Origin of the sequence: Streptomyces albiaxialis, assembly GCF_039530985.1 — a bacterium.
GTDB classification, from domain to species: Bacteria; Actinomycetota; Actinomycetes; order Streptomycetales; family Streptomycetaceae; genus Streptomyces; species Streptomyces albiaxialis.
Genome location: NZ_BAAAPE010000008.1, coordinates 185,916 through 200,506, shown reverse-complemented (window position 1 = coordinate 200,506; position 14,591 = coordinate 185,916). Strand labels below are relative to the sequence as shown.

Below are 14,591 nucleotides of genomic sequence, written 5' to 3'. Positions count from 1 at the left end.
GACCTGACCATCCCCCGTGAAGCCTCGCGGGGGCCGCCCCCAGCCAAGAAAGGGGCCGCTCGCGTGAGTGTGCTCGACGAGATCATCGAAGGCGTGCGTGAGGACCTCGCCGAGCGGCAGGCGCGCGTCAGCCTCGAGGAGCTCAAGGAGCGCGCGGCGAGGGCGCCCCAGGCCAAGGACGGCCTCGCGGCCCTCAAGGGCGACAGCGTCCGGGTGATCTGCGAGGTCAAGCGCTCCAGTCCCTCCAAGGGCGCGCTGGCGGCCATCGCCGACCCCGCGGGCCTCGCCGCGGACTACGAGGCGGGGGGCGCCGCCGTCATCTCCGTCCTCACCGAGCAGCGCCGCTTCGCCGGCTCGCTGGCCGACCTCGACGCGGTCCGCGCCCGGGTGGACGTGCCGGTGCTGCGCAAGGACTTCGTCTTCTCCTCGTACCAGCTCTGGGAGGCGCGGGCGCACGGCGCCGACGTCATCCTGCTGATCGTCGCCGCGCTGGAGCAGGAGGCCCTCGTCTCCCTGATCGAGCGCGCCGAGTCCATCGGCCTGACGCCGCTGGTCGAGGTGCACGACGAGGAGGAGACCGAGCGGGCGATCGAGGCGGGCGCGAAGATCATCGGGGTCAACGCGCGCAATCTGAAGACTCTTGAGGTCGACCGGGGCAACTTCACCCGGATCGCGCCCGAGATCCCCGACCACATCGTCAAGGTCGCCGAGTCGGGCGTCCGCGGCCCCCACGACCTGATCGCGTACGCGAACGAGGGCGCGGACGCCGTGCTCGTCGGCGAGTCCCTGGTCACGGGCAAGGACCCGAAGGCGGCCGTCGCCGACCTCGTCGCCGCCGGGGCCCACCCGGCGCTGCGCCACGGGCGGGGCTGACGCCCCATGTCCGCCGACCGTTACGCACGTCTCGCGCGCGGGTGCCGCCCGCGGGGCTGCCGCGCGCCCGCGCGCAAGGTGCTCGGTCGGCGCGTTCGGTACCACATCGGGTGCGAGCCGGGTCAGGTGCGGGGCCGCCGATGGCGCGGGGCACTCCCCAGCCCCGCCGCAGACCCCGCTTAGGGGGCAGAGCCCCCAGTTTCGGGAAGGGGCGGGACGGGGGAACGGCTCGTCGCAGGCGCGGCCACCGCAACCATGCCCACCCACCCGAGGAACGGCACACGTATGTCCGATTACTTCATCCCTGACCCGGAGAACCGAGTCCCCAGCGCCGAAGGCTACTTCGGCGCGTTCGGCGGCAAGTTCATCCCCGAGGCCCTCGTCGCGGCCGTCGACGAGGTCGCGGCCGAGTACGAGAAGGCCAAGGCCGACCCGGAGTTCGCCGCCGAGCTGGACGACCTGCTGGTCAACTACACCGGGCGGCCCAGCGCCCTGACCGAGGTGCCCCGCTTCGCGCGGCACGCGGGCGGCGCCCGGATCTTCCTCAAGCGCGAGGACCTCAACCACACCGGCTCGCACAAGATCAACAATGTGCTGGGCCAGGCCCTGCTCACCAAGCGCATGGGCAAGACCCGCGTCATCGCCGAGACCGGCGCGGGCCAGCACGGCGTGGCCACCGCCACCGCCTGCGCCCTCTTCGGCCTCGACTGCACGATCTACATGGGCGAGATCGACACCCGGCGCCAGGCGCTGAACGTCGCCCGCATGCGGATGCTCGGCGCCGAGGTCATCCCGGTCACGTCCGGCAGCCGCACGCTCAAGGACGCGATCAACGAGGCGTTCCGCGACTGGGTCGCCAACGTCGACCGCACGCACTACCTCTTCGGCACGGTCGCGGGACCGCACCCCTTCCCGCAGCTCGTCCGCGACTTCCACCGCGTCATCGGCGTCGAGGCGCGGCGCCAGATCCTGGAGCGGGCCGGGCGGCTGCCCGACGCCGTGGCGGCCTGCGTGGGCGGCGGCTCGAACGCCATCGGGCTCTTCCACGCGTTCCTCGGCGACGCGGACGTCCGCATCGTCGGCCTGGAGGCCGCTGGCCACGGCGTGGAGTCCGGCGAACACGCCGCGACCCTCTCCGTCGGCGAGCCCGGCATCCTGCACGGCTCGCGCTCGTACGTCCTCCAGGACGACGAGGGCCAGATCACCGAGCCGTACTCGATCTCGGCCGGGCTCGACTACCCGGGCATCGGCCCCGAGCACGCGTACCTCAAGGACAGCGGGCGCGGCGAGTACCGCCCGGTGACCGACGACCAGGCGATGCAGGCGCTGCGCCTCCTCTCGGAGACCGAGGGCATCATCCCGGCCATCGAGAGCGCCCACGCGCTCGCGGGTGCGCTGGACCTCGGCAAGGAGCTGGGCGAGGACGGGCTGATCCTCGTCAACCTCTCCGGGCGCGGCGACAAGGACATGGACACGGCCGCGCGGTACTTCGGCCTGTACGACGAGGGGGCGGACAAGTGAGCGGAACGATCGATCTGCTGGACGCCGCGCTGGCGCGGGCCGAGTCCGAGAACCGGGCCGCTCTCGTCGGCTACCTCCCCGCCGGATTCCCCACCGTCGAGGGCGGGATCGCCGCCTGCACGGCGCTGCTGGAGAGCGGCTGCGACATCGTCGAGGTCGGCCTCCCGCACAGCGACCCGGTGCTCGACGGGCCGGTCATCCAGACCGCCGACGACATCGCGCTGCGCGGCGGCGTCCGTATCGCGGACGTCATCCGTACGGTCCGCGAGGCCCACGCGGCGACGGGCAAGCCGGTGCTGGTCATGACGTACTGGAACCCGATCGACCGGTACGGGGTCGAGCGCTTCGCGGCCGAGCTGGGCGAGGCGGGCGGCGCGGGCTGCATCCTCCCCGACCTCCCCGTCGAGGAGTCCGACGCGTGGCGGAAGGCCGCCGAGGCGAACGGGCTCGCGACCGTCTTCGTCGTCGCCCCGAGCAGCCGCGACGAGCGGCTCGCGAAGATCACGGCGGCGGGCAGCGGCTTTGTGTACGCGGCGTCGCTGATGGGTGTGACGGGCACGCGCGAGTCGGTGGGCCGCGAGGCGGAGTCGCTGGTCGCTCGGACCCGGGCCACCACCTCGCTTCCGGTCTGTGTCGGCCTGGGCGTCTCCAACGCCCGCCAGGCGTCCGAGGTCGCGGCCTTCGCCGACGGCGTCATCGTCGGCTCGGCCTTCGTCAAACGCCTCCTGGACGCCGCCGACCTCGAATCCGGCCTGGCGGATATCCGTTCCCTGGCCGGAGAGTTGGCGGCAGGCGTCCACCGAGTCTGACGAGAGCGCCCCGTCAGGGGCGCGGGGAACTGCGCGACGAGCCCCGACGCGGGCGCGCCCCGCGAAGCACGGTCCGGGGCACCCCGGGTGCGGCCCTCATGCCGGATTGCCCGGCGTGGGGGCTGCGCTTGCCAGCCCTGCTCCCCCAAGCTCTTCGAGCAGGGAGGTACCCCCATGCGCAGACCTCCCAAGCACAGGGGAGAAGCTGACGTGCCCCGTCAGGGGCGCGGGGAACTGCGCGGCCAGCCACAGCACAGCCGCAGCCCGCGACGCACAGGGCGGGGCAGCCGCTGTTCGGGGAGCCCAGAAGGGGTTCACCACTTTTGGGTGAAAAGGGGAAGAGGTCGGCTTTTGCCTCGACGGCGAGTCGTTGGCTCTGGGTGTGATGAGCCAGAAGAACAACGATGGGAAGCGCACCGCGAGGGACCGGCTGCGTGAGGAGCAGGCGCGCCAGAAGGGCGCGGAGAAGCGTCGCAGGACGCTGAAGGTGGGGGCCGTGGTCGTCGGCGTGCTGGTCGTGGCGACCGCGGTCTCGGTGATCGTCGCCCAGACGAAGAAGGACGACGGCGGTTCCGGGAGCGACGCCAAGCCGATCACGGTCGGCAAGACCTCGGCCCCCGCCAGGCTCACCGTCTACGAGGACTTCCGCTGCCCCGCCTGCGCCCAGTTCGAGAACCATTTCCGCAGCACCGTGCGCGGGCTGGAGAAGGCCGGCAAGCTCAAGACCGAGTACCACCTGGTGACGCTCATCGACGGGAACATGGGCGGCAGCGGCTCCAAGAAGGCCGCGAACGCGGCGGCTTGCGCGCGCGACGCGGGCAAGTTCCCCGAGTACCACGACGTGCTGTACCAGAACCAGCCCGCCGAGCAGGACGACGCCTTCGCCAGTGACAAGCGGCTGCTCGCCCTCGCGGGCAAGGTCGACGGCCTCGAAGGGCCCGGCTTCGAGAAGTGCGTCAAGAGCGGCAAGCACGACGCGTGGGTGAAGGAGTCCAACGACTCCTTCCGCAACTCGGAGCACAAGGCGACGCCGACGATCCTGCTCGACGGCAAGGACGTCTACAGCGACCAGTCGAACCCGCTCACTCCGGGCAAGCTCAAGAAGATGGTGGAGCAGAAGGCGGCCTAGCCACCGGCCGTACGCGGGCGGCGCCGGGGTGTTATGGAGCCGTTGTGCGGGCTGATTGCGGACGGTGGCGTGCGGCACGGTAGCGTCGGGGGGGCCATGGAGACCCTTGCCTTTATCCCCAGTCCCTCGGCCGGTGAGATTCACCTCGGGCCGCTTCCGTTGCGCGGCTACGCGCTGTGCATCATCCTCGGCGTGTTCGTCGCGGTCTGGCTCGGCGGCCGGCGCTGGGTCGCCCGGGGCGGACGCCCCGGCACGGTCGCCGACATCGCCGTGTGGGCCGTGCCGTTCGGCCTGATCGGCGGCAGGCTCTACCACGTCGTCACCGACTATCAGCTCTACTTCGGCGACGGCCGCAACTGGGTGGACGCCTTCCGTATCTGGGACGGCGGTCTCGGGATCTGGGGCGCCATCGCGCTCGGCGCGCTCGGTGCCTGGATCGGCTGCCGCCGCCGCGGCATCCCGCTGCCCGCGTACGCGGACGCCGTCGCGCCCGGCATCGTCCTCGCCCAGGCGCTGGGCCGCTGGGGCAACTGGTTCAACCAGGAGCTGTACGGCAAGGCCACCGACCTTCCCTGGGCGCTGAAGATCGACCAGGACCACCGGCCCGTCGACACGCCCGACCTGGCCACGTACCACCCGACGTTCCTCTACGAGTCGCTGTGGTGCGTCGGCGTCGCGCTGCTGGTGATCTGGGCGGACCGCCGCTTCAAGCTCGGGCACGGACGCGCGTTCGCGCTCTACGTCGCGGCGTACACCGTGGGCCGGTTCTGGATCGAGTACATGCGGGTGGACGACGCCCACCACGTGCTCGGCATGCGGCTCAACAACTGGACCGCGATCCTCGTCTTCGTCGCCGCCGTGGTCTACATCGTGCTCTCCGCGAAGCGCCGCCCCGGCCGGGAAGAGGTCGTGGAGCCCGGCGCGGCGGAGGAGAAGCCCGCCGCCGACACGGACAAGGGTGACGGCGACAAGGCCGAGGCCAAGGCCAAGTCCGAGCCCGCATCGGACGACAAGGCCGACGCCAAGACCGAAGCCGAGGCCGACGCCGAGGACGGCGACAAGGCCAAGGGCGGCTCCACCTCGTAGCTCTCACCCCCGCAACGCCTGCCCGGATTGTGCCGTTTCGTGTGCAATTCTCGGGAGGTGCTGTGGCTGATCCTCCTTCACCTCGGTGCCGCCTGCGCGGCGGTGCCGCTGGTGCGGTGGCTCGGCGTCCGCGCGTTCCTGCCCCTCGCGCTCGTGCCCGGCGCCGCCGCCGTCTGGGCCGCCGTGCGGCACGGGGAGGTCGCCGACGGGCACGCGCTCGTCTCCGAGTGGCACTGGATCCCCGGGCTGGGGGTCGGCGTCGCGCTCCGCTGCGACGCGCTCGCGCTGCTGATGGTGCTCATCGCGGGCGGCGTCGGCGCGCTCGTGATGGTCTACTGCGCCGGGTACTTCCGGCGGGACGAGCCTCGCGTCGGCGTCTTCGCCGGGACCCTCACCGCGTTCGCCGGGGCCATGCTCGGGCTGGTCCTCGCCGACGACCTGATCGTGCTCTACGTGATGTGGGAGCTGACCACGGTCTTCTCCTTCCTCCTCATCGGCCACACGCCCGAGCGCCGCACCAACCGCCGCGCCGCCCTCCAGGCCCTGCTCGTCACCACGCTCGGCGGGCTCGTGATGCTGATCGGCTTCCTGATGCTGGGGCACGCGGCGGGCACGTACCGCCTCTCGCGGATCGTCGCCGACCCGCCCGCCGCCGGGCCGCTGCTCTCGACCGCGCTCGTGCTCGTCCTCGTGGGGGCGCTGACGAAATCGGCGGTGTGGCCGTTCAGCTTCTGGCTGCCGGGGGCGATGGCCGCGCCGACGCCGGTCTCCGCGTATCTGCACGCCGCCGCCATGGTCAAGGCCGGGGTCTATCTCGTCGCGCGGCTCGCGCCCGCCTTCGCGCACGTCGTGCCCTGGCGGGAGACGGTGCTGGTGCTGGGCGCGGTGACCATGCTGCTCGGCGGGTGGCGGGCGCTGCGCGAGACGGACCTCAAGCGGCTGCTCGCGTTCGGCACGGTCAGCCAGCTCGGCTTCCTCGTCCTGCTCGTCGGCGACGGGACGCGGGACGCGGCGCTCGCGGGGGCCGTGATGATCCTCGCGCACGCGCTGTTCAAGGCGCCTCTCTTCCTCGTCGTCGGGATCGTCGACCACGCCACCGGGACGCGGCAGCTCGACCGGCTGTCCGGGCTCGGGCGCCGGATGCCGTGGGTGTGCGCCGTCGCGGTGCTCGCCGGGGCCTCCATGGCGGGGCTGCCGCCGCTGCTCGGGTTCGCCGCCAAGGAGGCCGCCGCGCAGGCGCTGGTCGACGGGGACACGGCCGACGCCTGGGCGCTCGCGGCCGTCGTCGTGGGCTCCGGGCTCACATTCGCGTACACGCTGCGGTTCCTGTGGGGCGCGTTCGCGCGCAAGCCCGGCGTCGCGCCGCCGCCCGTCGGCCGTACGGGGCCAGCGCTCTTCCTGCCGCCCGCCGTCTGCGCGCTGTGCGGGCTGCTGCTCGGGCCCGCCGTGCTGTGGCTCGACCCGCTGCTCGCGCGCTACGCCCGTACGTTCCCCGACCCCGACGGCGAGCCCTTCCACCTCGCGCTCTGGCACGGCTTCGGGCCCGCGCTCGGCCTCTCCTCGCTCGCCTGGGCGCTGGGCCTGCTGGTCTTCCTCGCGCAGCGGCCGCTGGCCCGGCTCGGCGACCTGCTCGCGCAGTTCGACGGCGACGTGGTCTTCGCGCGTGCCCTGTGGGGGCTGGAGCGGCTCTCCCTCCAGACCACCGGCATGGTCCAGCGCGGCTCGCTGCCCGTCTACCTCGGGACCGTGCTGGCCGTCCTCGTCGGCTTCGAGGGCGCCGCGCTCGTCGCCGACGAGCCCTGGCAGCACATGGCGGAGCCCCGCTGGTACGACTCGGTGCCGCAGCTCGCCGTCGCCGTGGGCGTCTGCGCCGTCGCGGTGCTCTGCGTCCTGGCGGGCCAGCGCATGAAGGCCGCCATCCTCGCCGGGATCACCGGCTACGGCACGGGCGTGCTCTACGTCCTGCACGGGGCGCCGGACCTCGCGCTGACCCAGTTCGCCGTCGAGACGGTCTCGCTGATCGTCTTCGTGCTCGTGCTGCGGCGGCTGCCGGCCCGCTTCCCCGACGGGCAGCGCACCTGGCGCGTACGCCGCGTCACCCAGCTCGTGTTCGCCGTCGCCGCCGGAGGGCTCGTCGCCGGGCTCACCTATCTGGCCGCCGCCGCGCGGCTCGGGCCGCCCGCCGGGCACGAACTGCCGACCGCGACCGCGCACGAGGGTGTCCGGAACGTCGTCGCCACCACCCTCGTCGACCTGCGCGCCTGGGACACGATGGGGGAGTCGGCCGTCCTCGCCGTCGCCGCCGTCGGCGTCACCAGCCTCGTCTATCTGCGCCGCCGCGCCCGCGCCGCCGTCGCGCTGCCCGTGCCCGGCGCCGGACCCGGGGCCGGGGTGCGCGCCGGCGAGGCGGGCCCGGGCAGCGCGGTCCCCGGTCCGGTGCCGGGGCGGCTCGACGCGTGGAAGCTGCCCGGACGCCCCGTCATCCTGCCGCCGCGCGGCGGCGGTTCGCCGGTCGCGCCGCGCCGCACCTGGCTCGCGGCCAGCTCCAGCCTCGCGCCCGAGGGCCGCTCGGTGATGTTCGAGGTGATGGCCCGCCTCGTCTTCCACCCCATCGTCGTCCTCTCCCTCTACCTCCTCTTCTGCGCCGAGAACCTGCCCGGCGGCGGCTTCACGGCGGGGCTCGTCGCCGGGCTCGCGCTGGCCGTCCGCTATCTCGCGGGCGGGCGCCACGAACTCGCCGCCGCCGCGCCCGTCGACGCGGGCTTCCTGCTCGGCCTCGGCCTGGTGATCCTCACCGGTACGGGCCTCGCCGGGCTCTTCCTCGGCGGCAGCGTCCTCGCCTCCGGCTCCGTGCACGCCGAACTCCCCGTCCTCGGCGAGGTCCACGCGGCCAGCGCCGTCCTCTTCGACACCGGGGTCTATCTGCTCGTCCTCGGCGTCGTCCTGGACGTGCTGCGCAGCCTCGGCTCCGAGATCGACCGGCGTATCGAGCGGGAGCGGGCACGGGCCGCGTACGAGCGGCAGCGGGGCGGCGCCTCATGACCGAGACCCTGATCCTCGTCGTCACCGGCGGCGTCCTCTTCGCCGCCGGTACGGCCCTGCTGCTCGCCCGGCCTCTCACCCGCATCCTGCTCGGCGCCGTCCTCGTCGGGAACGGCGTCAACCTGCTCGTCCTCGCCACCAGCGGCGCCGCGGGCGAGGCGCCGCTGCTCTACCCCGGGTCCGACGTGACGCGGATGGCGGACCCGCTGCCCGAGGCGTTCATCCTCACCGCGATCGTCATCACGCTCGCGCTCACCGCGTTCCTCGTGACCATGGCGTACCGCTCCTGGCAGCTCTCCGGCAGCGACGACGTGCAGGACGACACCGAGGACATCCGCGTTGCCCGTCGGGCCGAGTACGCGGAGGAGCGGGCCGTCTGGCGCGAACGGCGCGAGCTGCGACGCGCCTTCCGCGCCCGCCAGGCCCGCGCCGAAGAAACCGCCGAGGAGGCCGCAGGGGAGGACGACCCATGGCAGACGATTCTGGGCCGGGACGAATGAGCACGCGGCGAGCCCTGCGCACCCGGCATGGTGGCTGCGCTTGCCAGCCCTGCGCCTCAGCGCAGACCTCCCAAGCACAGCAGGCCTCAGCAGGAGTGCCCCGTCAGGGGCGCGGGGAACTGCGCGACAAGCCACAGCGCAGCCGCAGCCCGCACTGCACAGCAGGGGGCAGCCCCTGCGCGGCAATCGCACGGAGGCCGAACTCATGAGCGGCGGCGCACAGCCAGTAGAGGCGGCCTCCGCCGTGAGCGCACTCGTGCCGCTGCCCGTCGTCCTGCCGCTGTGCGCGGCGGGCGTGAAGCTGGTCATCGGCATGCGCCTGGAGCGCGTCCAGCGCTTCATCAGCGCCGCCGTCCTCGTCGCCGTGCTCGCGATCTCGCTCACGCTGCTCGTCGCCGCCGACCGGCACGGGCCGCAGGTGATGTACGCGGGCGGCTGGGCGCCGCCCGTGGGGATCGTGCTGGTCGCCGACCGGCTCTCGGCGCTGATGCTGGTCGTCTCCTCGGCCGTGACCCTGTGCGTGCTGATCTACTCGTTCGGCCAGGGCATGGCCGACAACGACGAGGCGACGCCGCTCTCCGTCTTCCACCCCTCCTACCTCGTGCTGGTCGCCGGGGTCTCGGACACCTTCCTGGCGGGCGACCTGTTCAACCTCTACGTCGGCTTCGAGATCATGCTGACGGCGAGCTACGTGCTGCTGACCATCGGCGGCACGATCGCGCGTATCCGCGCCGGGGCGACGTACGCGATCGTCTCGCTGCTCTCCTCCGTGCTGTTCATGGCCGCCGTCGCGATGGTCTACGCGGCGGCGGGCACCGTGACCATGGCCGAACTGCCCTCGCGGCTCGACGCGCTGCCCGAGGGGATCAGGACCGTCATCCAGATCGCGCTGCTGACCGTCTTCGGCATCAAGGCGGCCGTCTTCCCGCTCGCGGCCTGGCTGCCGGACTCCTATCCGACCGCGCCCGCGCCCGTCACGGCCGTCTTCGCCGGGCTCCTCACCAAGGTCGGGGTCTACGCGATACTCCGCACGCAGACCCTCCTCTTCCCCGGCGACCGGCTGGAGGAGGCGCTGATGCTCGTGGCGCTGCTCTCCCTCCTCGTCGGGATCCTGGGCGCCGTCGCGCAGACGGACCTCAAGCGGCTGCTGTCCTTCACCCTCGTCAGCCACATGGGGTACATGGTCTTCGGCATCGCGCTGGACTCCCCGGGCGGCGTCTCGGGCGCGGTCTTCTACGTGGCGCACCACATCACCGTGCAGACCACGCTCTTCCTCGTCGCCGGGCTCGTGGAGCGGCGCAGCGGCAGCACGGACCTGCAGAGCGTGGGCGGCCTCGCGACGCTCTCGCCGCTGCTCGCCGTCCTCTTCTTCGTCCCCGCGATGAACCTCTCGGGCATCCCGCCGCTCTCCGGCTTCCTGGGCAAGCTGGGACTGCTGCGGGCCGGGGTCGCGGACGGCGGGACGATGGCGTACGTCCTGGTCGCGGCCGGTACGGCGACGAGCCTGCTCACGCTCTACGCGATGGCGAAGGCGTGGAACCTGGCGTTCTGGCGGGCGCCGACGCCGGAGATGTGCGCGGAGGGCACGGTGCTGGACACGGCGGAGCCGGACACCGACGACTCCGACGCCGATTCCGATTCGGGCTCCGGCACGGGTTCGTCCAGCTCCGGGGCGGACTCCGGGACCGGCTCCGGCGTCGATCCGGCGGGCGTACCGGCGGGGACCGTGCGCGTGGCCACGTTCGGCGGGCAGGCGATCACGACGACCCGCACCCTGCCGGGCACCATGGCGGGCGCGACCGTCGCGCTGGTGCTGTTCGGGCTGGCGTTCACGGTGCTGGCCGGGCCGCTGTTCGGGCTCACCGGACGCGCCGCCGAGGAACTCCTCGCCCGTACGCCCTACGTGGAGGCGGTGATGGGCAGGTGACGGCCCCTCAGCGGCTGCCGGACGCGAGCAGGCTGCGCGCGACGCAGTGGCCGATGATCCTCGGGCTGACCCTGCTGTGGGTGCTGCTCTGGGGCACGGTCTCGGTCGCCAACGTGCTGTCGGGCGTACTGGTCGGCGTCCTCGTCGTCTTCGTCTTCCCGCTGCCGCCGATCGAGAAGCAGGCCCGGCTCCACCCGGTCGGCGTCGTGCGGTTCGCGCTGCGCTTCCTGGGTGACATGGTGATCTCCAGTTGGCGCCTCAACAAGTCCATCCTCGCGCCGGGCCCGCCCAGTTGCGCGGTCCTCGGCGTACGGATGCGCTGCCCCGGCGATCTGATGCTCACCGTCACGGCGGTGGCCGTCTCCGCCGTGCCCGGCAGCACCGTGCTGGAGCTGGACCGCAGGTCGGGGATGCTCTATCTGCACGTACTGGGCGCGGGAAGCCAGGCCGAACGCGACCGCGCGCGGCGCGAGGTGCTGCGCCTGGAGGCCCGCGTCGTACGGGCCTTCGGCACGCCCGCCGACGTCGCCGCGATCGACGCCTCGGAGACGGCGGAGGAGGTGTTCGGACCGTGGGTGTGACGATCGCGGTCATCGTCGGACTGCTGCTGGCCTCCGGCGCGATGGTGACGCTGCGGATGGTGCGGGGGCCCTCGACGCTGGACCGGGCCGTGGCGCTGGACGCGCTCGTGTCGGTGGCCATGGCGGGCATCGGGGTGCAGTCGGCGGTGCAGCGCAACGCGTACTACCTGCCGGTCCTGCTGGTGCTCTCCTTCCTCGGCTTCACCGGCTCGATCGGCGTCGCCCGGTTCATGGCGCTGCGCGACGAGGCGGGCGCGGACGACGACGAGGACCCGGCGGAGGGGAAGGGCGCGAACACATGAACTGGACGCGGGTGGCGGACCTGGCCGGGGTCGTCTGCATGCTGGGCGGGGCGCTGATGTGCCTCCTCGCCGGGATCGGACTGCTGCGGCTGCCGGACGTACTGACGCGGATGCACGCGGCGGCCAAGCCGCAGTCCTTCGGGCTGCTGCTGGTGCTGCTCGGCGCCGGGCTCTGGCTGCGCAGCGTGATCGACCTGGGGACGCTGCTCCTCGTCGGGCTCTTCCAGCTCCTGACGACGCCGGTCGCCGCGCACATGGTCGGACGCGCGGCCTACCGGACGGGACGGGTCGACAAGGAGCATCTCGTCGTGGATGACCTTGGCGCGGCTCTTGAGAAAAAGCGCAGGTCAGAGAGGTAAGTTCGGCCTTCCTTGCTGGCGGGGACCCCTGGTTCGCGCATATCTTCGAGTGTGTCAGCGAAGCTCGTGAAAGGAGCGCGACCGGCCATGTCCGATGCCGGGGTCTCAGATCCGACCCAGTCCACCCACGTCGCCCACCGTGACAACCACACGCACCGTGATGTCAACGGTGGCTGGCTGCGCCCCGCCGTCTTCGGCGCCATGGACGGGCTCGTCTCGAACCTCGGACTGATGACCGGCGTCGCGGGCAGCGCCGCCTCCTCCCAGACGATCGTGATCTCGGGCCTCGCCGGGCTCGCGGCGGGCGCGTTCTCCATGGCGGCCGGCGAGTACACCTCCGTCGCCTCGCAGCGCGAGCTGGTCCAGGCCGAGCTGGAGGTCGAGCGGCGCGAGCTGCGCCGCAGTCCCCGCGAGGAGGTCCATGAGCTGGCGGCGCTCTACGAGTCGCGCGGCGTCGAGCCGGAGCTGGCGCTGGAGGTCGCCAAGCAGTTGCACCGGGATCCTGAGCAGGCGCTGGAAATACACGCGCGGGAGGAGCTGGGTATCGACCCCGGCGACCTGCCCTCGCCGACGACCGCCGCGGTCTCCTCGTTCCTCTCCTTCTCGGTCGGCGCGGTCCTCCCCGTACTGCCGTACCTCTTCGGGGCCTCCGCCCTCTGGCCCGCCGTGCTGCTGGCGCTGGTGGGGCTGTTCGTCTGCGGGGCCGTTGTCGCCCGCGTGACGGCGAAGAGCTGGTGGTTCAGCGGCCTCCGCCAGCTCGCGCTCGGCGGCGCGGCGGCAGCCGTCACCTACGGCCTGGGCAACCTCTTCGGCGTCGCCGTCGGGTAACCCCCCCCCGCGCCCCTGACGGGGCGGTCAGTCCTCGGTGGTCAGGGGCGGGGTCGTTCTTGTGAGGACCTTGCCTTGGAAGAAGGACGGGCTGCGGCGCTGCATGAGGAGCATCAGGGCGAAGCCCAGCAGCAGGAGGCCGACGCCTATGACGAAGACACTGCCGACGCCCAGGACACGGCTGCCGCTTCCGTACGCCGGGTCCCACATGTCGTACAGCGTCTTGCCGAAGATCCCGGCCAGCAGCGTGCCCCCGAGGAGAGGGAAGAGCCCCTTGCAGACCAGGTCGCGGGGGCCCCGCGCAAGGTCCCGGCGGAAGTACCAGACGCAGGCGAAGGCCGTCAGCGCGTAGTAGAAGCAGATCATGAGGCCCAGCGCATAGACCGTGTCGACCAGCACGTTCTCGCTGAGCAGCGTCATCACCGTGTAGAAGACGCCCGTCGCGCCGCCCGCCGCGAGCGTGGCCCGCCCCGGCGTGCGGAAGCGGGGGTGCACGGCGGCGAAGGATCTCGGCATCGCCTCGTACGCGCTCATCGCGAGCACTGTGCGGGCCACCGGCAGGAACGTGGTCTGGAGGCTCGCCGCCGCCGACGCGAGCACGGCGATGAACAGGAGCACGCCGAAGGGCTCCATCACGGGTCCCGCCAGGGCGGCGAAGACGTTGTCCGAGGTCGCGGGGTTGCCCAGGCCCGCGCCGCGCTCGCCGACCCCGGCGTACATCTGCGCCGCGCAGGCCGTCAGCAGGTACGAGCCGACCAGTACCACCATGGAGATCATCGCGGCGCGCCCCGGCGTCTTCGCGCTGCCGGACGTCTCCTCGTTGACCGTCAGACAGGTGTCCCAGCCCCAGTACATGAAGATCGACAGCGACAGGCCCGCCGTGAACGCCGCGAACGAGCCCACCGAGAACGGGTCCAGCCAGCTCCAGGAGAAGGAGAGCGACAGCTCGCTGCTCCCCGACCTGGCAAGGGCCATCGCCACGAACCCGGTGAGCACCACCATCTGCAGCCCCACCAGCGCGTACTGGAACCACTTGGTGGTCGTGATGCCCCGGTAGCCGACCGCCGTGGCCAGGGCCACGAGCCCCAGCACGGTCAGGACGTGCACCGTCTTGTCGTCGCTCAGGGCGGCGACCCGCGCGCTGCCGGTGATCTCGCCGAGCAGCAGATAGAGGTACGAGGTCGCGACCCCGGCGAGGTTGGAGAGCACGATGATCGTGGCGATCACCAGGCCCCAGCCGCACATCCAGCCCACGCGCGGCCCGAACGCCTTCACGGTCCAGGTGAACGAGGTGCCGCAGTCCGGCACGGATCTGTTCAGCTCCCGGTAGGCGAAGGCGACCAGCAGCATCGGCAGGAAGCCCGCGAGGAAGACGGCGGGCGTCTGGAGCCCGACCTCCCCGACGGTCGGGCCGAGCGTGCTGGTGAGGCAGTACACCGGGGCGACGGTGGAGATGCCGATCACGGCGCTGGCGAGGAGCCCTACCGAGTTCCCGCTGAGACCCTTGGCCCGGAGGTCCTCGGAGGGCGCCGCGGCCGGTGCGTCGGCGCTGACGGACCGGGGCTGCGTCTGGGGCTGAACCATGAGCAGGACCGTAAGTGATGCTGTATTCGCACCCGGGGGAGATCATTCGG

Annotated in this window: 14 protein-coding genes; 13 read left to right on the top strand and 1 reads right to left on the bottom strand. The window is 72.4% G+C overall.

Going from position 1 to position 14,591, the window contains the following annotated elements:
- Nucleotides 1–63 precede the first annotated feature (63 nt).
- The 13 genes from trpC (at nucleotide 64) to ABD343_RS17025 (ending at nucleotide 12,957) form a co-directional block, all read left to right on the top strand.
- Nucleotides 64–873: an indole-3-glycerol phosphate synthase TrpC gene (gene trpC, locus ABD343_RS17080; RefSeq protein ID WP_344528949.1), complete on the top strand. Its 810-nt coding sequence runs from the start codon at nucleotides 64–66 to the stop codon at nucleotides 871–873.
- 6 nt (nucleotides 874–879) lie between these two features.
- A complete protein-coding gene (trpM, locus tag ABD343_RS41000) occupies nucleotides 880–1,056 on the top strand; it encodes a tryptophan biosynthesis modulator TrpM (protein WP_425578196.1) in 177 nt (58 codons plus the stop codon).
- A gap of 102 nt (nucleotides 1,057–1,158) precedes the next feature.
- Entirely contained in the window at nucleotides 1,159–2,394 is a 1,236-nt protein-coding gene (gene trpB, locus ABD343_RS17075; protein WP_344528947.1) for a tryptophan synthase subunit beta, read from the top strand.
- Nucleotides 2,391–3,203: a tryptophan synthase subunit alpha gene (gene trpA, locus ABD343_RS17070; RefSeq protein ID WP_344528945.1), complete on the top strand. Its 813-nt coding sequence runs from the start codon at nucleotides 2,391–2,393 to the stop codon at nucleotides 3,201–3,203. Before trpB ends, trpA begins: the two co-directional genes overlap by 4 nt.
- Nucleotides 3,204–3,588: 385 nt before the next feature.
- Entirely contained in the window at nucleotides 3,589–4,332 is a 744-nt protein-coding gene (locus ABD343_RS17065) for a DsbA family protein (RefSeq protein ID WP_344528943.1), read from the top strand.
- A 96-nt stretch (nucleotides 4,333–4,428) separates the two neighbouring features.
- Nucleotides 4,429–5,418, top strand: a complete 990-nt coding sequence (gene lgt, locus ABD343_RS17060; RefSeq protein WP_344528941.1) for a prolipoprotein diacylglyceryl transferase — start codon at nucleotides 4,429–4,431, stop codon at nucleotides 5,416–5,418.
- Nucleotides 5,419–5,475: 57 nt separating this feature from the next.
- Nucleotides 5,476–8,460 (top strand): Na+/H+ antiporter subunit A, encoded by a 2,985-nt coding sequence (locus tag ABD343_RS17055; protein WP_344529313.1) that lies wholly within the window; start codon nucleotides 5,476–5,478, stop codon nucleotides 8,458–8,460.
- Entirely contained in the window at nucleotides 8,457–8,960 is a 504-nt protein-coding gene (locus tag ABD343_RS17050) for a Na(+)/H(+) antiporter subunit C (RefSeq protein ID WP_344528939.1), read from the top strand. The genes ABD343_RS17055 and ABD343_RS17050 overlap by 4 nt, the downstream gene beginning before the upstream one ends.
- Before the next feature lie 244 nt (nucleotides 8,961–9,204).
- Nucleotides 9,205–10,887 (top strand): Na+/H+ antiporter subunit D, encoded by a 1,683-nt coding sequence (locus ABD343_RS17045; protein WP_344529311.1) that lies wholly within the window; start codon nucleotides 9,205–9,207, stop codon nucleotides 10,885–10,887.
- Nucleotides 10,884–11,468 carry a Na+/H+ antiporter subunit E gene (locus ABD343_RS17040; protein ID WP_344528937.1) on the top strand — a complete coding sequence of 195 codons (585 nt, stop codon included), beginning with the start codon at nucleotides 10,884–10,886 and terminating at the stop codon, nucleotides 11,466–11,468. The genes ABD343_RS17045 and ABD343_RS17040 overlap by 4 nt, the downstream gene beginning before the upstream one ends.
- Nucleotides 11,459–11,770, top strand: a complete 312-nt coding sequence (locus tag ABD343_RS17035; protein ID WP_344528935.1) for an MrpF/PhaF family protein — start codon at nucleotides 11,459–11,461, stop codon at nucleotides 11,768–11,770. The genes ABD343_RS17040 and ABD343_RS17035 overlap by 10 nt, the downstream gene beginning before the upstream one ends.
- On the top strand, nucleotides 11,767–12,129 hold the full coding sequence (mnhG, locus tag ABD343_RS17030) for a monovalent cation/H(+) antiporter subunit G (RefSeq protein WP_344528933.1): 363 nt from the start codon (nucleotides 11,767–11,769) through the stop codon (nucleotides 12,127–12,129). The genes ABD343_RS17035 and mnhG overlap by 4 nt, the downstream gene beginning before the upstream one ends.
- Nucleotides 12,130–12,216: 87 nt before the next feature.
- On the top strand, nucleotides 12,217–12,957 hold the full coding sequence (locus ABD343_RS17025) for a VIT1/CCC1 transporter family protein (protein WP_344528932.1): 741 nt from the start codon (nucleotides 12,217–12,219) through the stop codon (nucleotides 12,955–12,957).
- A gap of 27 nt (nucleotides 12,958–12,984) precedes the next feature.
- Here the strand turns inward: ABD343_RS17025 and ABD343_RS17020 are convergent, their stop codons facing one another.
- On the bottom strand, nucleotides 12,985–14,541 hold the full coding sequence (locus tag ABD343_RS17020; protein ID WP_344528930.1) for an APC family permease: 1,557 nt from the start codon (nucleotides 14,539–14,541) through the stop codon (nucleotides 12,985–12,987).
- Between the last annotated feature and the right edge of the window lie 50 nt (nucleotides 14,542–14,591).